Raw genomic sequence first — 24,913 nt, forward strand, 5'->3', positions numbered from 1 at the left:
AACCCATTTTGTGTACAAACTGATTTATATCCTTTTTTTCTTTTTATTCAACCATATAATTAATCCAATTATTGCTATAAATAAAATTAATAAGTCTATGTTGTACATAGAAAATATATTTCGATCAGCTATTATTACTAGGGCATCCTGATTATAAAACCTAGACATATAGAAATAATACAATCATTACTGTTTTAAAACCTTTTTCCTTAGTTTCCATATTTACCTTGCCCCCCCATATATAGTTATATAGTATTAGATTATACCAAGATTTCATAAGGTAGTGTTATGAAAATGAAGAAAAAGCCCTTATTTTCACTACTAATAATAAGTTTATTAGTAGTCTCACATGTCCCCAATACATTGGCAAAAGAGAAAAATGAAACAATACCTTCAACAACAGTCAACCCTATTGTGGAAGTTATTTTAGATAAACTTGTTTTTTTACCACTAGCATAGACTGATACATGATAAGCGTGTTTTCCGGAATAATATGCTGCTATTAAACTGTTAGGACTGCCAGCAAGTGCTGATGCTAGTGCAGTAGCTACTCCTGCTGGTGCGGTTGGGCCACCTGCAAACACAAGAGTACTTACGATGCTTAACCATGATGTTCCCTTTTGATGAGCCTTTACCATCCTTCCTAATTGGGTATTTGTTAGTTTTGCTTGATGAGCAATAGGTTTGCTCATTTCAATGATGCTTGCTGTTGGTTGAATTTGTATAAAATCATCACTAATATATATTACACTAAGTCAAATCTTTCATTTAGAAGCCCTCGTTAATTAATTTATCCCGCTCCTAGTATTACAGAGAAATGGGTGCTTTCGATAATTATAAAAACCAAGAATGCTATTTTAAAAGCATCCTTGGTCTTGTTATTTGCAGCACTTTATTTGATTTTATGACAACCCGTCCCTATCCCTATAATGAAAGCCTTTAATTTACCTTTTTCGATCCTTTCCAATGGATTTCCCTCAAACGGTATTTTTGTAGCTTACCTGTTGCCGTTTTCGGTAAAGACTTTACGAATTCAACTTTTGTCGGAGCTTTAAAGTGGGCCATTTTTGAGCGGCAAAAGGTAATGATCTCATTTTCTGTCACTTCCGCATTGGGATGCAGCACAATGATTGCCTTAGGCGTTTCTCCCCATTTATCGTCTGGGATGGCAATGACCGCCGCCTCCAAAACATGTGGATGATTATACAATACCCCTTCCACCTCTGTTGAAGAAATATTTTCCCCGCCGGAAATGATTAAATCCTTAGCCCTGTCCTGTATTTCAATATATCCATCAGGATAGGTCACCGCCAGATCCCCTGTATGAAACCAGCCATCCCGAATTGCTTCGGCCGTCTTTTCCGGATCCTTATAATATCCCTCCATTACAACATTGCCGCGAGTTATGATTTCCCCCAGTTCCTTTCCATCCCAAGCGACTGCTTTTCCATCTTGATTGACTACCATCGTTTCCCCATTGAAAACCAATTCAATACCCTGTCTTGCCTTTATTATTGCTTGTTCGTCCGCCGACTTAGCTTCAAACTCTTCCTTCCACTCGTTATATAGGATGAAAGGGGAAGTTTCTGTTAATCCATAAACGTGAATCATATTCAAACCAAGGATTTCTTGTGCCTTTTGTATAAGCGCTGCTGCTGGAGGAGCACCTGCTGTTGCCATCCTTGGACGCACTTTGATATTTGTTTCTTTTGCTTTAGGATCATTCACTAGCATATTGACGACAGTAGGTGCTCCACATAATAATGTAATATTATGCCGGGCGAATAATTTGAGGATAAGAGGGGGATCAACTTTCCTTAAACATACATGGGTCCCGCCAGTAGCCGTTACCGACCATACACCCCCCCACCCATTTGCATGAAACATTGGCAGGGTATGTAAGTATACATCGTCATGCTTCACTCCAAGGTGATAAATGAAATTAGCTGCATTCATGTAATTCCCGCGATGGGTCAACATTACCCCTTTTGGTTTTGAAGTCGTTCCACTCGTGTAATTTATAGTCAAAAGTTGATTTTCATCAATCGTAACCTCTGGCAGTCCATCATCATTTGCATGCAAAATGAAATTCTCATAGTCTATCCCAGTTAAAGTGGTTTCATGTCCTTCAACAGGCACGATAATGATTTTTTCTAATGATAGTCTAGTAATGACCTTTTCGATCGGAGCGGTGAATTCTTCATCGACTATCAACATTTTTGAATCGCTATGCTTGATGATATATTCCAAATCCTCTGCAGCAAGCCTATAATTCAAAGGAACCATTACCGCTCCCATTTGACAAATGCCATAAAAACATTCCAACATATAATGCGTATTTGGCAACATTACTGCAATATGGTCGCCTTTTTCAATTCCCGAAGAATGCAATGCTTTGGAAAGTTGATCTGTTCGCTGCCCGAATTCCTTATATGTAAACTCTTTCTCTTCATCGATGACTGCCACTTTATGAGGATAATATTTTACGGCCCTGCGCTTCCAATCCATTGGAGTTAATGGGGAAAACATTTTACCATCTCCTTCTTTTCAGATTCTTTGTATACAGCACCCTGCCTGGTTCGTCATGATGAATCCTGAGAAAAAAACTTCTTATCCTTTTGATACATATTCATTTTCCAGCCGTCATACCTTCTTTAATGGATTACTTACACCATAAAAAAATTATTGAATGACGTTTATACTTGAAATATTTTTTAATTATTCTGATAATTAACCTCCTAAAAACAGTGAAATTCACTGCTTTAATAAATATTTTTTTCAAAAAAGGCAACATAAAAATTAATATAGTGCTTCTTCTTTCTATTATAATGGAAACTGTACACGTCAGGAAGACTATATTTTATTCTCTATGCATGACGACAGATGTTCGGTAAGTTTCCCAACGATTTGTTTGAGCCGTTCCGTTTCCTCTTCATTTAGGACGCTATAAAAGTCACGAAAGATTTTGGTAAAACACTTATTGATGGAATGATAGGTATTCCTTCCACTTTCGGTGGATTGGATAAAAACTACCCGCCGATCATCCTCACTGTGTACCCTCTCAATCAACTTCTTCCGTTCAAGCCGATCAATTAGTGCAGTTCCTGCCGCAGGTTTAATCTTCAAATGATTCGAAACATCTTTAACAGCTATGGAGTCATTCAAGACTATTAATTGCAATGCGCGATACTGTACAGAAGTTAAATCATATTTAACCAATAACGGTTCAACCAATTCTTGTGATAGGCTGCTTAGTTCCCTGATCTCTAGATGTAAATTATACAATTCACTTGAATTCATGTTTGACAATCCTTTCTTATTGACACTATCTGTCTAAAACTATAACATAATTAACGTATCAAAAAATTAACCATGCGAATTAAATTGGTTATTGATTTTTAAAGAGAGAGAGAGAGGCTGTCCATGTCAGCAGAACAACGCAAAAAGATCATTATCCTCATGATCAATATGTTTATAGCAATAGGAAGTTTCGGTATCATCATTCCCATTTTACCAGCATACCTGGCCTCCATTAATCAAGGCGGAACCGCCGCTGGCCTAATGATCGCCATTTTCGCGGGTGCACAACTTATCTTTTCGCCAATTGCCGGAAAATGGACTGACCAATTCGGGCGGAGAAAAATGATTATTTATGGATTGGTCGGTTTGACATTATCCATGTTTATTTTTTATGCAGTGAATTCCATTTGGTTATTATATGCTTCACGTATCATTGGCGGGATCGGAGCAGCTTTGCTTATACCCGCAATTTTTGCTTATGTAGCCGATATAACCACATTTGATCAACGCGCCAAAGGCAATAGTTTAGTATCTGCCGCCATGTCCCTGGGAATTGTAGTCGGTCCGGGAATTGGAGGTTTTTTAGCTGACTTTGGCTTGAAGTTTCCCTTTTTGATTTCTGCGCTGGTATCCCTATCAGCTGTGGTATTTTCGATTTTTGTTTTAAAAGAAAGCGAAACGGCACAGGTTGCACAATCCATGGATGCAAAAACTGAAACGATGATTCGGAAGATTGCCTTATCCGTGAAAATGCCTTATTTCATACCACTCATCATTACTCTTGTAATGAGCTTTGGCTTAATGGCATATGAATCTGTAATTGGTCTTTATCTTGATAATCAATTCAATTCAAGTCCTAAGGACATCGCCGTCATGGTTACAGCCACCGGTATCGTCAGTGTAATAGTGCAACTGTTTGTCGTCGACCGGATCGTACAGCGATTCGGGGAAGTGAAGGTGCTGAATATCTTTATCAGTGTTGCAGCAATCGGTTTCCTTCTATCACTTTTTGCTACAAGTTACCTGATTTTCTTTTTGATTTCACTTATCATCTTCCTTTCCACTTCCATCTTGCGTCCAGTTCTTAACACACTGATTTCCAAGATGGCAGGGAATGAGCAGGGCTTTGCAATGGGTATGAATAATGCTTATATGAGCATCGGAAATGTGCTCGGACCTACACTTGCCGGAATGATGTATGATGTCCACATTACCTATCCGTTCATGTTGGGCCTTATCCTTTTATTCATTACTTTGATGATTACCATGGCTTGGCAAAAACGATCTCTTCATGCAAAGGCATTATCCTAGAGCTTAGAAGGCATTTCAAGTTTCATGCCTTAACAAAACCCCCGAGTAGCAGCCGCCATTCGGGGGTTTTTCATTATGATTTTTATATCAATTGAAATCCTCCAAAACTGTATATTCACGAGTAAACGCCCAATCTCTTGGATATTCGCTCCAAATTTCATGCTGAAACTGCTCAAAATCTTGCGTAACATTCGAATTTACGAGTATTTGCTCCAATTTCACGAGTAAATGGATGAATTTCACGAGTATTTGCTCCAAACTCACGAGTAAATGGATGAATTTCACGAGTATTTCCTCCGAATTCACGAGTAAACGCTCAATCTCTTGGATATTCCCTCTAATTTCATGCCGAAACAGCTCAAAATCTTGCGTAACATTCGAATTCTCGAGTATTGGCATAAAATTCACGAGTAGATGGCACGAATTCACGAGTGAACGCCCAATCTCTTGAATATTCGCTCCAATTTCATACGAAAACAGCTCAAAATCTTGCGTAACATTCCAACTCACGAGTAAATGCTTCAAATTCACGAGTAAATGGATGAATCTCACGAGTATTTGCTCCAAACTCACGAGTAAATGGCACGAATTCACTAGTAAACGCTCAATCTATTGGATATTCGCTCTAATTTCATGTGGAAGCAGCTCAAAATCTTGCGTAACATTCGAATTCTCGAGTATTTGCTCCTTAAGTTAATGATTTTATTTGACCAAAACAAAAAGCGGCCTTTTTCCTCTAAAAGAGAATAAGGCCGCTTATCATTCAGTTTTTCTCATTTATATTGTTATTAGGGGAAAATGAATTTCATTTAATATATACGGCTTTTTTCCCTTTACTGCTTTCAAAAGCCGCATCAATGATTTTAATGACCGATAATCCCTCTTGGGCGGTTACTGGAGCTTTTTTCCCGCTCAATATACTATCGGCAATTTCCTGGTAATATGTTAAATAAGATCCATGCAGTGTTTCAATGGTTTCATGTGTCTCATTTTCACCTTCAACCGTAACCAGCTTACCATAGAATTCGGGTTCATCTGCACCCCAAGAGTCATCCATCGGTTTTTTTCCCTCACTTAGGGCTGCCTCTTGGCAGTCAAGACCGTACTTGATAAATGATCCTTTACTTCCATGCACCTGATAGCGCGGTCCATTAAACGGAACGATTGAGCCTGAATGCAAGATAACTCTCAGCTTTTCATATCCTAATATTACATGGAAATAATCATCCGTTTCTGCATTTTCTTTTTGGGAAAATACATCTGCCCAAACGAATTGCGGCAATCCAAACAAATGAAGTGCTTGATCGATGAGATGTGATCCTAAATCATAAAGCATGCCTGATCCCGGGCCTGGTTTTTCCCTCCATCTATCCCTGACCACAGGCCGGTATCGATCATAATGGACTTGGTATGTATTGATTTCCCCAAGCACTCCATCATCCATAAGTTTTTTCACGGTCAAAAAGTCATTATCCCATCTCCGGTTATGATAGACACTTAACAGCAGATTCTTTTCCTCGGCAATCTTAATGAGCTCCTCCGCCTCCCAAGCTTCCACTACCATTGGCTTTTCAAGGATGACATGCTTCCCTGCTAACAAGCTTTGCTTGGCCATTTCATAATGTAAACCGCTCGGTGTCGTAATAACAGCCAAATCAATGGACGGGTCTTCAAGTATTTCCTCTAAGCTGCTTACCACTTCCACATCTTTCAAATCTTTTTGGACTTTTTCCTTATTGGAGCTGACAACTTTCGCTATTTGAAACTGCCCTAAAACACTTAGTAATGGCGCGTGAAAAGTAGCTCCTGACAATCCGTACCCAACTATGCCCACTTTAATTTTTCTCATTTTCGTTCCCACTCGCTTTCTTGTTCCTCTTAATCATACATTTTATTATATTTCATTGTCCGGGTATGTATCTCTCAAAAACTTGACAGATTGATTAATCAATTCTTTCAATACATTAATATTGATATCTGCCACTTTATTGATGTACACACACGCTTTTCCGGAAGTGTGTTTTCCAAATGCCTGTAACAATTCTTCTCTTTTTTTGTCTCCCGGAGCAAAGTATAAACTGATTTTTGCTTTTCGAGGCGAGAAGCCTACCAGGGGGGCATCGCCTTCGTGACCTGATTCATATTTATAATGATAGGTACCGAACCCAATTATGCTCGGTCCCCACATCTTTGCCTCATAACCTGTCGTTTCGGTAAAAACATCCAACAATTCGTATGCATCTTCACGTTTTTTCGCATTATCGACGTTCTCAATGAACTCAATGACACTACTGTCAGTTTCTTTGGTTTTTTGTTTATACATGACCGGAACCTCCCTTATATTAAAAGGTAGAAAAAATTCATAAGATATCGCTTGCTCAGTATCTTAGTACCCTATAAAACGTGTTTTTAGGTTGATATGTATGTATACAGCCTTCATCACCGATGTATCAATGATTGGCGGACGATCTTCATTACTAGTTCTCCAAGCTTCCTGGCAAATCCTTCATTCAATACCCTTATATATTATAGAACATTGATTCGTTTTATTCTATTTTAAGAGCAGAGTTTATAAAGATAAATCTTTTGTGCGTTAAAAATCAGTACTTTATCATAAAAATCTCTACGATCAGAAAATATAATTCTGATCGTAGATTTTTGCATTAAAAGGCAAAATGCAGTTTATCCAGACCTATTGCGGCCGGATTTTTTCAATTTCATCAGCTATGAATTGTACCTGTGTCCCTACGATGACTTGAATGCTTTGGGGACCCACGATATTGATTCCAGCAACCCCTGTTGATTTGATTTTATTCTGATCGACAGCTCCCATATTTTCCACTTCAACTCTTAAACGGGTAACGCAGTTATCTACAGATGTAACGTTTGCGTCTCCGCCTAATCCCTCATAAATAGCGGAAGCCATTCCAAAGAATTTACTCTCATTATTCCCGCCTTGACTGCTGTCTGCTTCCGCAATCGCTCCTCCGCCATCAAGCTCATCTTCTGTATCATCTTCTCTGCCGGGAGTCATTAAATTGAACTTTGTTATCAAGAATCGGAATAAGAAATAGTAGATGACAGCAAAAGCCAGTCCTTGAAGAAGTAGCATATACGGTTCATTGGCCAATGGCAACCTTGAACTTAAAACAAAGTCAATGAATCCTGCACTAAAACCGAACCCTGCTGTCCATTGGAAAGTCGCAGCAATAGCTAATGATATTCCTGTTAATAAGGCATGCACAACGAATAGGGCTGGTGCAACAAACATGAAAGCAAATTCCAACGGTTCAGTGACGCCTGTGAAAAATGATGCGAAACCGGCTGCTAGCATTAATGAGGCCACTTGTTTTTTCTTCCGTGATTTTGCAGTATGGTACATGGCAAGAGCCGCTGCCGGCAAACCGAACATCATGACGGGAAAGAATCCGGCTTGATACATGCCTGTGGTTCCTTTTATTCCTGTTCCAGCCCAGAATTTACCGATATCGTTAAGTCCTATTACATCGAACCAGAATACGGAGTTTAACGCATGATGTAAACCTGTTGGTATCAAAAGCCGATTAAAGAATCCATAGAGTCCTGCTCCAGCAGCACCTAATTCACTTATTCCTTCCCCAAATATAACTAACCAGGAGTAGATGAGTGGCCATACGAAGAATAATATAAGGGAAACCAGTAACATGACAACCGCAGTAAGGATCGGGACAAGGCGTTTACCACTGAAGAAAGCGAGTGCATCCGGCAGCTCGACCTTACTGAACCGATTATACATAGCTGCCGCTATAAGGCCCGAGAGGATTCCGACGAATGCATTTTCTATTTTCACAAATGCTGGATTTACATCTTTTGCATCAATTCCCTGCAGCATCGCCACCGAGTCCGTGGAAAGCAATGTCGTTACAACTAGATAGGCTACCAGCCCGCTCAAAGCGGCGGCTCCATCTTTTCCTTTCGACATCCCCAACGCCACTCCAACAGCAAACAAGATAGCCATATTGTCAATGATCGAAGAACCTGCTTTTATTAAGAAAGCTGCTAACGGACTTTCCGCTCCCCATCCTGCCGGATCTATCCAATAACCGATCCCCATTAAAATGGCGGCTGCCGGCAATACGGCTACTGGCAGCATCAAGGAACGTCCAATTTTTTGAAGATATTTTTTCATCCCGCTTTCCTCCTGTCAATTACTGATTTAGGGCAAACCCCATATTCTATTAGACAACGGTTCCTTCCATTTTAGAACTTCATTTCATTTATAAAGTTGGCTATATTCAGGAATAAGTCTTAGCGATTTACTCCTCCATCGAAAGTTCATAAAAAAAAGAAAAGCCCAACCGGACTTTTCTTTTTTCACTTATTTATAGAGCAAGTAGTTTTTACGAACCTTTTTAAAAGCATCCTGCTTTACTTGATATTCTTTCATGATTTCATTGACTGATGAACCTTCTTCAATTCTTGACATTACCCAGCCATTGCCTATCAATAAATTGAAATTTTTGGCTGCAAGGAATTCGAAATCACCAGGATATAGATCCTGAATGGTCTTGATGATGTGAAGTCCAGTAGGGACAGCCTTGAATTCCTCTCTATCCGTTATATAAATTTCCACTCCGTGGCTGAGTTTACCTGCATGTTTTGAAAATGTAGGTGTAAAGGAGGCTGCCCTGAATTTTACGCCAGGTAACCTTAAATCATTTAATTTCCCAGCAAGCTCATCACTGTTTATATAAGGAGCACCAATCAATTCGAATGGTTTAGTCGTTCCTCTGCCTTCCGAGACATTCGTTCCCTCGATCAAGCCTGTAGCCGGATATACGAAAGTAGTGGAAACTGCCGGCATATTCGGTGACGGCAAGACAAAAGGGAGACCAGTATCATCATAGTCCATATCTCGCTTCCAGCCTTGCATCTTGATGACCTTTAGATCTGCACCAATTTTAAATTCCTTATTGAACAAAGTAGCGAGTTCCCCAACTGTCATCCCATGCTTTAGCGGTATTGGGTACAAACCGACAAACGATGAGAATTCAGGTTCAAGTACCGGCCCATCTACCGACTCCCCGCCCTGTGGGTTCGGCCGGTCCAGCACGATAAAGGGGATATCATTTTCTTTGGCTGCTTCCATTGCATATGCCATCGTGTAGATATAAGTGTAATAGCGTGTTCCGACATCCTGGATATCAAAAACAAGGACCTCAACATCCTTTAACATTTCAGGCGTCGGTTTTTTCGTTTTGCCATATAAGCTATAAACGGGCAACCCTGTTTTTTCATCAATATAATATTCAACGCTTGCGCCAGCTTGCGCATCTCCACGCACTCCATGTTCAGGACCAAATAACGCTGTCAAATTAATGTCCGGATCATCATGAAGTAGATCGACGATGCTGGTTAATTTTGAATCGATGCCAGTTGGGTTCGTAATCAAACCGACTTTCTTTCCGCTTAACACGTTCTTTTCTTCTTTTAAAAGGACTTCAATACCGGGACTGACCTTTTGTTTTTTCTTCTCTTTAACAGCGGTTACACTTTTTGAGGAAACAATGCCGAAAGTCAACAGACAAATGGTAAATAGGACTATCATTCTTTTCAAAATGCTTCCCTCCCTATTTTTTAATGGGTCTTCCAGATTTAATATCTAATCCATATCCAAATTTATAAAGACTTTCAGAGGGCTTAGTTACTGATGGTATATCGACCGGCAACGTGCCTTTAGGTTTTGATTCTCCAAAAACGGTAGAGATGCCTGCCGGGATATTCGGCTGTCTATAACGCCCATTCGAATACCCTTTGAACCCGTAAACTGCAAGAACCGCTTTCGCTTCTTCAAAGTTTGCAACATCATAAGGGTTTCTTAAACTCATTAAAACAAATTCTTTATCTTTCTTATTAGCATGATTCATGACCGCTCTAGGGAAGGCTGTTGCCCACTTCGAAGAATCTTGAATGCTATCATCGATCACTCCATCATTGACAGCCGGATCGTTTTTGACAACATAGGAACCAGTTATGACGAAGTCCGATTCATCAATGAGTCTGGCCACTTGATCTGTAAATGACTTACCTGAAAAACTCATACCTGTTATTTGGACTTTCTTTATTTTCTTTTTATCAGCTAATTCGCTGATGCTCCTGGACATGGATTCAACTTGGTCATCAAAAGGAGCAAGAATTAAAACTTTATCATTTTTCTTAGGTTTGAAAGGCAATGTTTTGTCTTCATTTTTCAATAAGGTGATGGCATCTTCCGCGATTTTCCTTTCTTTTTTCAAATGATCTTCATTCCCTACCACTTGAAGCGCGGTTTCGATTTTTTTATCTACCGGAGTTTCATCAGGGTTTAATATCCCTCTTTTCACTTTTAGTTCAAGTATCCTCGTTACAGATTGATTGACTTGATTTAGAGGAATTTCCCCACTTGCCACTGCTGCCTTCACTGCATTGAATACAGAGGTTAAATTCTTTTCCATTTGAAGCGAATTAACCTGTGCAGGCATCAATGCAATATCAACTCCAGACTTCAATGCAAGGACAACAGCTTCTTCCTGTCCGAAGTTGTCCGCGATGGCTTTCATATTCAATGCATCTGTAACCACAACACCGTCAAAACCCATTTCTTCACGTAATAGACCCGTGATGACCTTATGTGACAACGTTGCAGGAACCATAATCTCTTGACCGTCTTTTTTACTGATATACGTAGTGTCATCGAATGCAGGAAATTGAACATGTGCAGTCATCATCATATCAACTCCAGCTTCGATGGCCCTTTGGAATGGCATCAACTCGATGGAACGCAAACGTTCTTTATCATGAGAAACAAGGGGGAGACCATAATGACTATCGACTGCTGTATCTCCGTGACCGGGGAAATGCTTGGTCGTCGCTATCGTGTTCTGATTTTGCAATCCTTTTATCGTTTGAATGCCCATCTTTGCTACAAGTTCCGGATCAGAACTGAAGGAACGAACGCCAATAACAGGATTTCCAGGATTATTATTGACATCGACAGAAGGCCCGAAATTGACATTTATGCCAAGTGACGACAATTCCTTGCCAATGATTTCTCCAGATTGATAAGCATAACTCTCTTTTCTGGCTGCACCAAGTGCCATATTACCAGGAAGGTTCGTTCCAGTTTGAAGGCGAGTTACGATTCCCCCTTCCTGATCAATCGTTATGAACAGCGGAAGGTCCGGGCTTGCCATCTGCAAACCATCGGTGAGCCGTACCGTTTGTTCGGTATCGACTACATTCTCAGCAAACAGAATAACACCGCCCAGATGATATTTTTTGATGATGCCTGCAACTTCTGAGTTCATTTCAATAAACCCCGTCGCCTTCGCTTCTCCTTGTTTTTTCCAATTGCGAAAATCCGGCATGAGCATTTGACCGACTTTTTCATCGACAGTCATGTTTGCTACGATTTCCTGAATATCCGATACCGTTTTTTCAGTCTCTGATCCTTTTGCTGTCGCATTCCCTCCCAGAATGGATATAACCAAGAATAATGCGATTCCAGCAGGGGCACATATCCTTTTTATCATTTAGGCTTCCTCCCTTGTATACTTTTTAGTTCTTTTAGCAGCATTCCATAACCCCTACCATGAAGGGGTATAAATGAATGGAAAAGAACTATATAGATCCTATAAAGAAATCAAGGCAGCATTGGGAATCCCGTCAGCCGCCTCTTTTAACAAGCCATTATGAAATATATCCAGTTATCCCTGTATAATTGATTCATAGAGCCCAATTGGTCACTCAATTATAAGTTTTATCGTTTGACCAGGCTTTAGAAGGGACAGCAAGGGAATATCTTCTTCTATAATTCGCCCTATCACATTAACTCGGTGATTTGCCCCTAGGTCTCTCTTGCAAATTTGGACCTCTCCCCGATATCTTCCGTAACCATCATTGTCCATCGTTATGGAACCAAGGCTGCGTGCAACTGTATTACTCGGCTCAACATTTGCTGTGACCCGGGTATTCTGCAGCCGGAAAACATCTTGAGAAACATCTGGCCTCAATTCGTACTGACCGGTATGCAAGAGTCGGGATTCCGCTCTAACAGTTAGAATATTTTGATTTTTATAGGCGGTCAGATTCTCAAGCAGATTATTCTCCGTTCCTTGATCTCCAACGTAAACTCCTTCCACATGCTGAAACAGATCGATACCGGCAGCGTAAGGATTCATCAACCTGTGTTTTTCAAGCGTTGGAAGACCTTCATGAATTGGACCGCGTTTACTTCCTGCACCCGGGATGAAAGCAAAGATCGGTATGCCGTATTTCTTGAACATTCGATTTTGTTCATGAAAGAATTCTTCCTCAAGGCCCGTTTCAGGCCTTGGATAAAAGTTGTGCCAAGCTATCAGATTTTCCGGTTCCACACCGTCTCCAAGCACGGCTAAAAGTTCATCTTCATTCAACGTACTTGCATTCAGTGAAAGTGAAAACACCTTAGATAAAGATATGACCGTTTCTTTATCAAATCCATCATCAAGGCGAATACCTTTAATACCTAATGGCCATAAATCCGTAAATTTGCTAATCCCCCAATGATCAAGCGTGTTTATTGAGACATCTGCATGGATTTCCATTCCGTAGGACTCTGAAAGCTTTAAAAGCCTGATCATTCTCTTCACGAGGTCGCCCTTTTCTTCAGGAATATGAAGCGAGGTAAATGCTCTCTTCACTCCCAGGTCAGCAGCATGTATGATTTGTGTTTCTGCATGCGGGTCTTGTAGATAAAAAGAGATTCCGATCACTTGAATTCAACCGCCATTTCATCTTTAAATCCAAACAGATACGTAAAAATAAATCCTGCTATATAGGAAATGAACAATCCAGCGAGGAACAGAGCGATTTGATTTGGATGAACTAAAAAGGTAAGCGGCAGTCCGGAAACACCGATGGACGACGTTGCGATTCCGAATTGAGCCTGGAATGCTCCGCCTACTCCTGCACCTAAACATGCCGTTAAGAAAGGCCGGCCCAATGGCAGTGTCACTCCAAATATAAGAGGTTCGCCGATACCAAGCATCCCGGAAGGAAGGCCTCCTCCGATTGCTCTCTTCAAACTTGCTTTCTTCGTTTTCATATAGATGGCAAATGCCGCTCCCACTTGGCCCGCGCCACCCATCGCCAAAATGGGAAGCAGTGGATCATCTCCAATCGAATTTATCAATTCTAGATGGACAGGCGTTAAACCTTGATGTAAACCAGTAATGACGAGAGGGAGGAAGGCCGCACCAAGGACGAATCCAGCTACAACACCGCCGAAATCCAATACATTCAATAACCCAGTCGTAATGGCATCCGATAAAAACCCACCTACCGGCATAAATACAATGTAAGTGACAATGCCGGTAATGAGTAAAGCGATGGTTGGCGTCAAAATGATATCCAGTGATTGAGGAATGAATTTCCTGACCTGTTTTTCCACCAAGGCTATGAAAATAGCTGCAAAGAGGACTCCTATCAATCCACCGCGGCCAGGTAGCAAATTTTCACCGAACAATGAAATGTCGCCGACGGCGGGGTTGATGACCAAAATACCTGCAAGTGCACCAAGTGCAGGTGATCCACCGTATTCTTTTGCTGCATTGGTCCCAACCAAAATCCCCAAGTAGGCAAACAGCCCCGATCCGATAACGGTTAAAATGATGGCTAATTGTGATTCTGCTGCTAGCCAGCCTGCTTGAACGATTGCTTTTGTAATACCGGTAATCAAACCTGATGCCACTAGGGCGGGAATTAAAGGGATGAAAATACTTGCAATCCTGCGTAAAAAAAGTTTAAAAGGTTTTGCATTTTTCCTATCAATCTCTGATTTATTCTTCGAGGCTACGTCCTTTAAGTTCAAATTGCCTGAAGAATCTTCCAAAAGCTTTTCAAATTCTGTATGAACCTTGTTCACTACGCCTGGCCCGAGGACGATTTGTATCGTTTCCTCTTCAATGACGCCAAAAACGCCTTCAGTATTTTTTATATCTTCCATTTTTACTTTCGAACGATCGATTGGAAGTACCCTTAGTCTGGTCATACAATGTGCAGCATCCGCAACATTTGATGCCCCGCCTAATTTCCCCAATAATTCTTCGGCTAAACTGGCGTACTTATCCCCCTTACCCATTCAAAAGCCCCCTTTGTCAAATCTCGTATCAATCATTTATATCGATCTGTCATCGATTTAATGGCAGACCTGGTGTTATCAATATATTGGACAGTCTCTTCATATTGCTCTGAAGCCATCCCCAAAAACAAAATGTCAATCATATATAATTGTGCCAATCGTGAGGATGTGGCTGCACTTCGAAACGGTGCTTCATTCGAAAAGGATGTATACAGTGTGGCGTCACACAAAGAAGATACCGTTGTTTGGCCATAATGAGTCAGCCCGATCGTCTTGACCCCACGCTCTTTTGCCAGCTTCAATATATTGACAACTTCAGGTGTTTCACCTGAGAATGAAATGGCAAAAACGATATCATTTTCATCAGCATTTGCAATCAAGGTTGCAACTAAATGCATATCTGTAAAAGCCGTTGCCCCTTTATTGATGCGAAGTAATTTTTGCTGAGCGTCAGCCGCAACTATATTCGAAGCACCGACACCGCAAAAGTGGACGGTTTTAGCATTCAGCATCAGCGTTATCGCATGTTTGAGATTATCGTGATCGATTATTTCAGATGTGTCCCGGATGGTCTGAATCGAATTACTCGTTGTTTTCTCCACAATCCGATACAGTGATTCGGAAGGCTCGATATCCCGGTAGCCCTGTTCAACGGTCTTCATCAAATCTCCAGCAATCCTTATTTTCAGATCTTGAAATCCTTTTATGCCAAGCGACTTACACAACCTAATAACAGCAGCCCCGCTTGTTTGGGCAGACGTACTTAATTCCTGTACAGTGCTGTTCACAACTTCATGAGGATTTTTGAGAATATATTCTGCTAATTTTTGTTCAGATTGCGGCAGCTTGCTCAACATCGTCTGTATGATTGATAATCCTCCTGTAGCCATTTCTTCCCTCCTTAATCTTCATAGATTGAGATGGCTTTTCTGACATCTCCATCCGCATTTTCCAGTAACTCCATTGCTTTTTCATAATCTGTTGCCGTTTTTATCATGACAATCGCTGGCTTAACTTGATTATTTGCCTTTTCAAGCGTATTCAATGCTTGATCATAGTCAGCATTCGTTACAGTTTCTATGATGCTTATTGCACGGTCCTTCAGTTTTTGATTACTGACATTTACATCAACCATCAGATTTTCATAGACTTTTCCCAGCCGGATCATGGTTGCCGTTGAAATCATATTGAGTACCATTTTATGTGCGGTTGCCGCTTTCATTCTCGTGGATCCTGTTAACACTTCCGGTCCGACAACCACTTCAATCCCTATATCAGCTGCTTCTGTGATGCTCGCGTTTTTATTGCATGATAAAGCGACCGCTTTAGCCCCGACTTTTCTTGCATAACGTAAAGCCCCCTTCACATAAGGGGTACGGCCGCTTGCCGCAATGCCAATAACCGTATCATTAGCTGTAAGGCCCACATCCATCAGATCACATTCCCCAAACTCTTCTTTATCCTCTGCTCCTTCAACAGCCCGAACAAATGCCTTTTCCCCTCCTGCGATTATTCCCAGTACCCTATCAGGCGGTGTGCTGAAAGTCGGGGGACATTCCACCGCATCCAGCACACCGAGTCTTCCGCTCGTTCCTGCTCCGATGTATATGAGTCTCCCTCCTTTTTTTAACGATTCGCAAGCCCATTCAACCACCGTTTCAATTTCTGGCAATACCTCCTCAACCGCTGCTGCCACTTTAAAATCTTCTTTATTGATTGCAGAAATGATTTCCATCGTATTTACACTGTCGATATTCATTGTCTTTTCGTTCCGTAATTCAGTCGTTAATGAACGCAAGTGTTCTTCCATAGACAATTAAATCCTCCCATAAACAATTACTTAAATATAATTTCATTTTTTAATAGAAAATAATGAAATTATATTTCATATTATATTCAATGATAGCGTTTTCATTACTCGGATACAAGATATTTTTGGTGATTTTGCACACAAGATTTTTTTCAACAATAAAAAAACGTGTACCTCCCCCAATCTTGGGAACGATACACGCAAAAGTAACATAACAAAATGCCAAACTAGTATACTACGCCGGCCCCTGGATACCTCATTCCTTTATCCAGTTAACGGATAGGGACTACTTTCCCGTTTTCTACTGCACCTACGACAATAGTTGATGCAAATCCTCCATTTTCATCAATCGTGGGAATATCGTATATTTTTTGATCTGGCCCTATATTTGAAAGTCCATCTTGCATATGCTTACGGATGGCCTTGGCATCATCAACGCTGCCAGCAGATTTCATCGCTTCCACAAACGCATACATGGCGATATAATTCAAGCCTACTTCTGAGCTTGGATCTTCCTTATAATTCTTTTGATATTTCTCAACGAAAGCAGGTACTGCTTCTTCATCTGAGGCCATCAGTGGCAGAACGCCAATCGAGCCTTCCAATGTTTCATATGACCCAGCAATCGGCTTCATTTGATCCAGCTTTGCTTGATCCATGATGATGAAACCACCCTTAAATCCTAGCTCCCGAGCTTGCTTCGCTACTTTTGCCGTAGGTTCCGAAGCACCACCGATAAATAGCACATCAGGATCTTTTTTCAAGGCATTGGTGACAATCGTAAAGAAATCGGTTTCTTTGGCGAAATCAATCGATGAATTATAAACGACTTTTCCGCCTTGCTTTTCCCAATGTGGGAGCACGGCTTCCGTCCAGTCTTTACCGTATTGCGAAGATGTTGGCAAAGCGGCAATCTTCTTGCCGAAATGTTCCATTGCATATGTTGTAAAAGGTTCAATATATCCCTCGTAATTAGGTGGAATTCGAACGGTTAATGAATTTCCGCTCTCGGTCACTGCCGGTTCACTTGTATATGCCCCAATGATGAATTCCTCTTGTTCATTAAAAACCTGAAGTGCCAGCACACCTCCGCTATGAGGCGTGAAAATGATCGGCGTATCATATTCCTGAATTAACCGTTTAGCATTCGACCCTGTTTCATTGGGTAGGTATTTATCATCCAACGAAACTAAATTCAATGTGTATTTCTTACCATCTACTTCAAACCCACCAGCATCGTTAATTTCATTGACAGCCATTTCCACACCATTCAATGTCCGTTTCCCATATAACGCTGCTGCCCCGCTTAAAGGACCGCTAAAACCGATGTTAACGACATTTTCACTTTTACCTTTACTGCCACTGCTTGACACAGGGCTATCCCCTTTATTGCACCCGGTCAACACAGTGATCATTAGCAGGAGAAAAATAAATAATATTTTCAGTTTTTTCATAAGAATCCCCCATTCAATTTTTTCAGGCCCCAATATACGCTTTCCTTACTTCATCATTGGCTAATAACTCACTTGCTGTCCCTTGAACGACAATTTCCCCATTTTCAAACACATATCCTTTATCTGCAATGCCGAGAGCAGCATTCGCGTTTTGTTCAGCAAGCAGGACCGTGATTCCTTCGCGGTTTATTTCTTCAATGACCCGAAACATTTGTTCGACAATAAGTGGAGCGAGTCCCACCGAAGGCTCATCAAGCATCAACAATTTCGGTTTCGACATCAAGGCTCTTCCAATTGCGAGCATTTGCTGTTGGCCGCCGCTCAGGCTTCCTGCTTCATCATGATGCTTTTCTTTTAAAATCGGGAATAAGTGGTAGACGTATTCCAAGGAATTCTTGATCTCTGCTTTCTTCTTTCGATGCACATAAGCACCCATCCTCAGATTTTCCTGGACGGTCATCTGCGGAAACAGTTTACGTCCTTCGGCACACTGGACGATTCCCTCCCGAACATTCTTATCCGGGGCACGGCCCCCTATCGGCATGCCCAGAAAATCAATTTCCCCCTTGGACAGCTTACTGATTCCGCTTATGGAACGAAAAGTCGTGCTTTTTCCTGCCCCATTAGCTCCCAACAAAACAACGATATCTCCCTTGGCAACTTCGATATTCACATGTTTTATCGCAGTGAAACTTCCATAATTCACGGCGACATCGGTTAACTTAAGCACTGGCACTCCCTCCCAAATAGGCTTTAATCACCGCTTCATTTCCGCGGATTTCCTTAGGTGTGCCCTCGGCAATTTTTTCCCCGTAATTAAGGACCATGATGTGGTCTGCCAAGTTCATGATCATATGCATTTTGTGCTCGATTAAACAAACGGTCAGTCCCGATCGATTCAATTTTTTAATCAGTTCTGTCAAGCCTTCCGTTTCATCCGGATTGATTCCTGCAGCAGGTTCATCAAGAAAGATAATTTCCGGTTCAGTCGCAAGGGCAAGGGCAATGGCTGTCCGTTTCTTTTCCTCCTGCGAGATGCTGGAGACCATTCTGTCAGCCGATTCCGTTAATCCGACAATATCAAGAACCTCCATTGCCTTATCCCTGCAAGCCGCTTCCTCCCGTTTTAAACGTTTTGTTCTTAGTATGGCATCCACCAGATTGGATTTGGTTCGCAGCCTATGACCGACAATGACATTATCCAACACGGTCGTTTGATCAAAAAGGCTTGTCGTTTGAAAGGTTCTTGAAATTCCGAGCCCCGCTATTTCATTGGCAGGAAGTTTGGTGATATCAATCCCCTTAAAAAGGACCGTCCCGGAAGTTGGTCGATGAAAGCCACTGATCAAGTTGAAAAAAGTTGATTTTCCTGCACCATTTGGTCCGATTATTGCATTGATTCTACCTTTTTCAATCGTAAAATCCACATTATTGACGGCCGCCAATCCTCCAAACCGTTTTGTCAAATTCTTCGTTTCGATTAGCAAATTCATCCCTCCTCAACTTTTATGTGCATTTCGCTTCTCACCCTGGACAATTCATTATCTTTTCGCTTTCTTTGCCAATCAAAGAACGCCCCTGCGATTCCGCGCGGATAAAAGATAATGATCACCGTAAGCAATGGCCCGAATATCAACATTCGATATTCTTGAAGGAATTGCAGATTCTGCGAAAGGATTACTAACAATAATGTTCCTACCAACGGACCTGAAAGTGTCCCTATTCCACCAACCAATAAATACATCAATAGATCGAACATTATGGCAGTTGATCCGATATCGGGTCCAATGAAACGAATGAATGAAGCATACAAAGCACCTGCCAAACCTGCAAAGAATGTGGAAAGGACAAATGCGGTTAACTTATTCTTCATTGTGGATATACCAATGGTTTGTGCAAGGTCCTCGCTGTTCCTGATGGCCATATACGTCCTGCCGGTCAACGAGCGTATAATTCGATACACGATTAAAATCACTGCAAGCAGGAAAATGAGGACTAGATAATATTGGGATGCTGCAGAATCGAATGTGATCGGCCCTATATTCCCAGGAGCAGGGATACCGATCAATCCCCTAACCCCCTCTGTAAGTCCCTCCCATTTATCGATGACCAGATATATGATGTAACCCACACATAGGGTATAAATCGCGAAAAAGTGTTCCTTTGTCCTCAGCGCGATCAAACCGATTAAAAACCCAATTGCACATGTGATTAAACATGCACATACAAGTGCCAGCCAAAAGTTCATTTCCGCTTTTACCGTCAGGAGGCCAAGTGAATATGCTCCAATCGCAAAAAATCCAGCATGTGCAAGCGAGAGATATCCAGTGTATCCTGATAATAAATTGATTCCATAAACAGCTATCGCCCAGATGAACGAAAGTGTCAGCATATGGAGATAATAATCGTTTTGAGCGATAAAGGGGAATGAAAAAGCAAAGATGATAAGAGCGATAATCCCATTTCTTTTCGTTAATATCTTCACGCTACCTCTCCCCCTTGGCAAAAAGACCTGTTGGTTTCACGGTTAATATTACGACTAAAAGAATGAATGCAATGATATCTTTATAATCATTTGAAATATAAGTTGCGCCCAGGCTCTCACTGAAACCTAGGATATATCCGCCTACGATCGCCCCCGGGATGCTCCCCATCCCGCCCAATATGATAATGACGAATGCTTTTAGGATGACTAAATGCCCCATGCCGGGAAAAACAAGGTTAATCGGTGATGCAAGGGATGAAGCGATGGCTGCTAATCCACCCGATATCATGAAGGTAAGCATTGCGACTTTATTAATGTTGATTCCCACTAATGAAGCACCTTCACGGCTTTGGGACATCGCTATTATCGTCGAGCCGGCATAAGTTTTCTTTAGGAAAAGGTAAAGTAAAACCATCACTGCGATAGCTGATATGATGATCAATAATCGCTGAAGTGTGAACGTCAGGCCCATGATATTGACCACTTGGCCGTATGGAGAAGTCATTGTATGGAAGTCGGCACCCCAGACAAATTGGGCAAAGGCTTCAAGAAAAAGGAGAATTCCGATTGCCGCTATCTTATCGTGCAATGGAGGTGCCTCCCTTAACAAGCGAAACACGAAACGTTCCAAAAGGACTCCCAACAAACCAACAACGATAATGGATACGAACATGGCAATCCAGTAATTGACCCCATATAAGGTCATCATTGATAACGTGATATATCCACCCAACATATATAGGGCACCGTGGGCAAAGTTCGGGATATGCAATATTCCATATACTAGCGTCAATCCCAGGGCAACAAGACTATATACGCTGCCAATCGTCAAACCATTAAAAAGCTGCTGGATCAAAATTTCCATTTACTTCCTCCTTGAAAATTATTGAATTTCACTTTGCTGTTCATTCCCTGGCCCACCATCCTGTCCATATTTTGAAAGCACACCTCTGCGATGAAAAACACATCCAATTTTTTCCTCACAAATTCAACCTCCCGGGGAGGAACAATAAGTATTATTTCCCTATATTCTCCACCTACAGATATAGCTTAGGTGTAGCGAAAAAAACACTCGATTGGTTGTTAGCGCTTTCATTTATAATGACCACTTATTACAGTACATGCACCTCACGTTTTTGTTCTCACTCTTTCTGCCTAATAAATCTAGGCAGTACGATTGTGCAGACAAGCATATGCTGTTTTTAGGGATAGCCAATGATTCCATCTTCTCTTTAATAAAGGTTTACCCATGGTAATCGTCTGGTCGTTCACCCCTTCCACACCTCTAAAGAACCATTACGTAGATTAATTTCCTGTATGAAGATTATTTCCTGTATATAAATGCAAGTGCCGTGCCAACATTAACTCACCGACAATAAGGCTATTCACCAGTCAGTGAATTCATTATTGAATTGTAAAAATCAAAAGTAACGATTCCATACGGGATGTCCGTCATTCACTATTGACTGAAAAAATCATTTCTGAATCAATAAAAGAATTAAATGAAGACATAAAATGAAATGGAACCAAAAATAACCTTCACAACAACAATCATTTCATGCGATAGCAGGTAATAATGCACATAAATGCAACCTTAAAACTAATAATGAATTTATGATTTTCCCCCTTCAAGTACTTAAACCCATGAAATTTTTCACCTATCGAAAAGTCAAAAAAAAAGCACCCTCCATTGTTGGATGGTGTCCAACAATGGAGATGCTGTTCATACTTATCTATTCTTTTCCACTGACCTTTAATCGATATTTTTTAAGTTTCCTCACAATTGTTGCCTGACTGGAATCAAGGGCCTCTGCGATTTCATATGTAGTTTGGTAGGTTTGAGCCGCTTTCGTCAAGATTTCCTTTTCGGCTCTTTCCACCGCTTCCTTTAAAGTTAGGGCAGCATTGAGGTTCGGCTGATTCCGATTTTCCGGCTGATATTCTTCCGGAAGGTCGTTAATCGATAATATTTGATTATCCGTCAGCACGACGAGCCTTTCCACTATATTAATCAATTCACGGACATTTCCTGGCCAATCATGTTGATAAAAATATTCCTTCAACCGCGAATCTATTTCTTTTGAGAATTTATATTGTTCGTTAGCTTTTGTTAAAAATAAGTCAGTCAATGCCAAGATATCCTCTCTTCTTTCCCGTAGAGGAGGAATCGTAATCGGAATGACATTCAGCCTATAAAAGAGGTCTTCACGAAACTCACCAGATTTGACCATTTCAGATAGATTTCGGTTCGTGGCTGCTATTATGCGAACATCGATCTTCTTTGGCTTTGTACCACCGATTCTTTGAATCTCCCTTTCCTGAAGGGCCCGAAGCAGCTTCACTTGAAGTTGCAGGGGAAGCTCACCGACTTCATCCAGGAATAAGATCCCACTCTCTGCAAGCTCAAACATCCCTGGTTTGCCTTTTTGATTGGCTCCGGTAAATGCCCCTCCTTCATATCCAAAGAGCTCGGATTCCAATAAATCAGCGGGAATTGCCCCACAATTTATTTTGATGAAATCTCCTTTTTTAGATCGGATGCTCCGATTATAAATATTGCGGGCAAGGACATCCTTTCCAACACCCGTTTCTCCCAGAATGAGTACTGTCGCATCAATATCCGATATTCTTTCAGCAATTTCATAAATCATTTTCATTTTATCACTGACAAATACGACTCCATCCTTGCTTGTTATCTTCCGCAGTTTTTCAATTTCCTGCTTATATTGATTATTCAGTTCATTAACTTTCGTCAACTCGTGCATCAGTTCATTTAAATCGGATAAATCCCTTATATTCGTAACGACTTGCTCTATTTCCCCTTCTGCATTAAAAACGGGACTTCCTGTAATCAATGTTTCCTTTCCAGCAAAATTATCCTGTACGACAGATACCGTTCGTCTCAGCTTAACTACCTTATGCGTCACCGAAGCATTAAGTATGCCGCGTTTAATCAATTGGTCCACCGATTTGCCGATATAATACTCTTTTGGTATGCCAGTGATCCGTTCAATTGCCGAATTGGTATAAAGCGTGATTCCATCTTGATCGGTGATGTATATTCCATCATAGGAATTTTCTATAATGGCATCCAGTGCGCGATTCAATTTATCCGTTTCATGCGCATCAATCAATAAATCGTCCAAAAATTCTGTTTCACTGCCTATATATAGAATATTGTCAGCATCCATTTGTTTCATTAATAAAAATAAATACCGCTTATCATGCAGCCTTGCAGCTGCAAGCCTTTTATTATCGAGAAATTGCCACTCATCGAATTGTTCGGTTAGTGTATTATTGCCATCTTGACTTAACGATTGATTAAAATAGTTGCCCCATTCCCTTATCCGATTTGCAGAATCCACGACTAGTGCAGGAAAGGTCGACTCTTTAAGCAAATTAATCCGAGAATCCTGTTTCACTTGATTCATTACTATTCACCGCCGCAAAAAGAATTCTTTTTAAGTACAATTCTGGATAATTTTCGAATCTCCTTTAAAATTGTCGAATTTCGCTCCAAAAAAAGTAGTGATGAAATAATTTTCATCACTACTTTCCCTCAGTAAGTCTTAAAAATAACCTCTCCACTGATCGCTTCCTTACCTGACTGGTTAGTGGCCGCAACGTTGAAAAAATATCTATCCCCATTTTTTTCTTTTAGATCCGCTTGAAGAGTTATGACATCATTCAAGAAAACCATACCTTTGAAACGAATCTTGTATTCTTCGATAAAACCAATTTCATAAAGATTACTGAAAAGCTTTGCGAGGTTTCCCATCGTCCACATTCCATGCGCGATGATACCGGGAAGACCAGCATTTTTTGCTTCCTCATCAATCGTATGAATGGGATTGTAATCACCAGATGCACCGGCATATTTAATGAGGTCCAATCGCGTTACAGGTGCAAGCTCGATTGAATGTAACGAGTCACCAATATGAAGTTCGGTTAATGTCGTCACTTACTCATCACCATCCTTCTGATCGTTTCATTTATAATGACAAGCTGTTCAGCAGTGAAGACAATTTCCCCATTTGCATCCGTCCCATAATTTTTAAAGGCTAGAAATCCCATTTCCCCTTGTTTTCCTTTTTTCTCGTAATAGTCTTTCACTTCCGTATAACAGGTGATTTCTTCCCCTACCTTCAGCGGCCTGTTATAGCGATATATCTGCTCACCGTGAATCAACCCTTTATTTGGAAGATTTAAGCTTTCAATTGTCCCAAAATCAAAGACCCTTGGGAAAGTTGGTGGAGCGATATTCGTTCCGTACCTTGATTGCCTGCCTATTTCTTCATCAATGAAAATCGGGTGGGGATCACCAATCGATAATGCGAATTTTTTAACGGCTCCCCGTTCAACTATATTTTTAACGGGGTTGGATCGTTTTCCAATACTTTCGTTGAACATAACAT

Annotated in this window: 23 protein-coding genes; 1 reads left to right on the forward strand and 22 read right to left on the reverse strand. The window is 40.9% G+C overall.

What is annotated here, in order from left to right:
* Positions 1–260: 260 nt before the first annotated feature.
* The 3 genes from ACIQZD_RS12265 to ACIQZD_RS12275 form a co-directional block, all read right to left on the reverse strand.
* Positions 261–692 carry a hypothetical protein gene (locus tag ACIQZD_RS12265; RefSeq protein ID WP_402902632.1) on the reverse strand — a complete coding sequence of 144 codons (432 nt, stop codon included), beginning with the start codon at positions 690–692 and terminating at the stop codon, positions 261–263.
* 247 nt (positions 693–939) lie between these two features.
* The gene (locus ACIQZD_RS12270) at positions 940–2,529 is read right to left on the reverse strand and encodes a long-chain-fatty-acid--CoA ligase (RefSeq protein WP_402902634.1); all 1,590 of its coding nucleotides are present in this window, start codon (positions 2,527–2,529) and stop codon (positions 940–942) included.
* Positions 2,530–2,853: 324 nt separating this feature from the next.
* On the reverse strand, positions 2,854–3,300 hold the full coding sequence (locus ACIQZD_RS12275; protein ID WP_402902637.1) for a MarR family winged helix-turn-helix transcriptional regulator: 447 nt from the start codon (positions 3,298–3,300) through the stop codon (positions 2,854–2,856).
* 123 nt (positions 3,301–3,423) lie between these two features.
* Between ACIQZD_RS12275 and ACIQZD_RS12280 the strand changes: the two genes are divergently transcribed.
* Positions 3,424–4,611 (forward strand): MFS transporter, encoded by a 1,188-nt coding sequence (locus ACIQZD_RS12280; protein ID WP_402902640.1) that lies wholly within the window; start codon positions 3,424–3,426, stop codon positions 4,609–4,611.
* Positions 4,612–4,698: 87 nt separating this feature from the next.
* Here the strand turns inward: ACIQZD_RS12280 and ACIQZD_RS12285 are convergent, their stop codons facing one another.
* From ACIQZD_RS12285 to ACIQZD_RS12375, 19 genes are all read right to left on the reverse strand, one after another.
* The gene (locus ACIQZD_RS12285; protein WP_402902643.1) at positions 4,699–5,163 is read right to left on the reverse strand and encodes a hypothetical protein; all 465 of its coding nucleotides are present in this window, start codon (positions 5,161–5,163) and stop codon (positions 4,699–4,701) included.
* Positions 5,164–5,416: 253 nt separating this feature from the next.
* Positions 5,417–6,460, reverse strand: coding sequence for an oxidoreductase (locus ACIQZD_RS12290; protein ID WP_402902646.1), 1,044 nt, complete (start codon positions 6,458–6,460; stop codon positions 5,417–5,419).
* 45 nt (positions 6,461–6,505) lie between these two features.
* Positions 6,506–6,934 (reverse strand): DUF1801 domain-containing protein, encoded by a 429-nt coding sequence (locus ACIQZD_RS12295; protein ID WP_402902649.1) that lies wholly within the window; start codon positions 6,932–6,934, stop codon positions 6,506–6,508.
* Between the two features lie 369 nt (positions 6,935–7,303).
* Positions 7,304–8,779, reverse strand: a complete 1,476-nt coding sequence (gene nagE, locus ACIQZD_RS12300) for an N-acetylglucosamine-specific PTS transporter subunit IIBC (protein ID WP_402902652.1) — start codon at positions 8,777–8,779, stop codon at positions 7,304–7,306.
* A 189-nt stretch (positions 8,780–8,968) separates the two neighbouring features.
* On the reverse strand, positions 8,969–10,207 hold the full coding sequence (locus tag ACIQZD_RS12305) for an exo-beta-N-acetylmuramidase NamZ family protein (RefSeq protein WP_402902655.1): 1,239 nt from the start codon (positions 10,205–10,207) through the stop codon (positions 8,969–8,971).
* Between the two features lie 13 nt (positions 10,208–10,220).
* On the reverse strand, positions 10,221–12,161 hold the full coding sequence (locus tag ACIQZD_RS12310) for a glycoside hydrolase family 3 protein (protein WP_402902660.1): 1,941 nt from the start codon (positions 12,159–12,161) through the stop codon (positions 10,221–10,223).
* A gap of 210 nt (positions 12,162–12,371) precedes the next feature.
* Entirely contained in the window at positions 12,372–13,382 is a 1,011-nt protein-coding gene (locus ACIQZD_RS12315; protein ID WP_402902666.1) for a MupG family TIM beta-alpha barrel fold protein, read from the reverse strand.
* Complete coding sequence (locus ACIQZD_RS12320) at positions 13,379–14,749, reverse strand: PTS transporter subunit EIIC (RefSeq protein WP_402902669.1); 1,371 nt, start codon at positions 14,747–14,749, stop codon at positions 13,379–13,381. Before ACIQZD_RS12320 ends, ACIQZD_RS12315 begins: the two co-directional genes overlap by 4 nt.
* A gap of 32 nt (positions 14,750–14,781) precedes the next feature.
* Complete coding sequence (locus ACIQZD_RS12325; RefSeq protein ID WP_101221915.1) at positions 14,782–15,639, reverse strand: MurR/RpiR family transcriptional regulator; 858 nt, start codon at positions 15,637–15,639, stop codon at positions 14,782–14,784.
* 11 nt (positions 15,640–15,650) lie between these two features.
* Positions 15,651–16,559 (reverse strand): N-acetylmuramic acid 6-phosphate etherase, encoded by a 909-nt coding sequence (gene murQ / locus ACIQZD_RS12330; RefSeq protein ID WP_402903721.1) that lies wholly within the window; start codon positions 16,557–16,559, stop codon positions 15,651–15,653.
* A gap of 272 nt (positions 16,560–16,831) precedes the next feature.
* Entirely contained in the window at positions 16,832–18,013 is a 1,182-nt protein-coding gene (locus tag ACIQZD_RS12335) for an ABC transporter substrate-binding protein (RefSeq protein WP_402902673.1), read from the reverse strand.
* A gap of 22 nt (positions 18,014–18,035) precedes the next feature.
* Positions 18,036–18,743 (reverse strand): ABC transporter ATP-binding protein, encoded by a 708-nt coding sequence (locus tag ACIQZD_RS12340; RefSeq protein WP_402902676.1) that lies wholly within the window; start codon positions 18,741–18,743, stop codon positions 18,036–18,038.
* A complete protein-coding gene (locus ACIQZD_RS12345; RefSeq protein ID WP_137018495.1) occupies positions 18,736–19,500 on the reverse strand; it encodes an ABC transporter ATP-binding protein in 765 nt (254 codons plus the stop codon). Before ACIQZD_RS12345 ends, ACIQZD_RS12340 begins: the two co-directional genes overlap by 8 nt.
* Before the next feature lie 2 nt (positions 19,501–19,502).
* On the reverse strand, positions 19,503–20,498 hold the full coding sequence (locus tag ACIQZD_RS12350; protein ID WP_402902681.1) for a branched-chain amino acid ABC transporter permease: 996 nt from the start codon (positions 20,496–20,498) through the stop codon (positions 19,503–19,505).
* Between the two features lies 1 nt (position 20,499).
* Positions 20,500–21,363 (reverse strand): branched-chain amino acid ABC transporter permease, encoded by an 864-nt coding sequence (locus ACIQZD_RS12355; protein ID WP_230176387.1) that lies wholly within the window; start codon positions 21,361–21,363, stop codon positions 20,500–20,502.
* On the reverse strand, positions 21,351–21,482 hold the full coding sequence (locus tag ACIQZD_RS12360; RefSeq protein WP_402902686.1) for a hypothetical protein: 132 nt from the start codon (positions 21,480–21,482) through the stop codon (positions 21,351–21,353). The genes ACIQZD_RS12355 and ACIQZD_RS12360 overlap by 13 nt, the downstream gene beginning before the upstream one ends.
* Before the next feature lie 749 nt (positions 21,483–22,231).
* Positions 22,232–23,929 carry a sigma-54 interaction domain-containing protein gene (locus ACIQZD_RS12365; RefSeq protein ID WP_402902689.1) on the reverse strand — a complete coding sequence of 566 codons (1,698 nt, stop codon included), beginning with the start codon at positions 23,927–23,929 and terminating at the stop codon, positions 22,232–22,234.
* A gap of 128 nt (positions 23,930–24,057) precedes the next feature.
* Positions 24,058–24,459, reverse strand: coding sequence for a MaoC/PaaZ C-terminal domain-containing protein (locus tag ACIQZD_RS12370; RefSeq protein ID WP_402902692.1), 402 nt, complete (start codon positions 24,457–24,459; stop codon positions 24,058–24,060).
* A complete protein-coding gene (locus ACIQZD_RS12375) occupies positions 24,456–24,908 on the reverse strand; it encodes a MaoC family dehydratase N-terminal domain-containing protein (protein ID WP_101221909.1) in 453 nt (150 codons plus the stop codon). The genes ACIQZD_RS12370 and ACIQZD_RS12375 overlap by 4 nt, the downstream gene beginning before the upstream one ends.
* Positions 24,909–24,913 lie beyond the last annotated feature (5 nt).

Origin of the sequence: Peribacillus sp. NPDC096447, from assembly GCF_044762725.1 — a bacterium.
GTDB lineage: Bacteria > Bacillota > Bacilli > Bacillales > DSM-1321 > Peribacillus.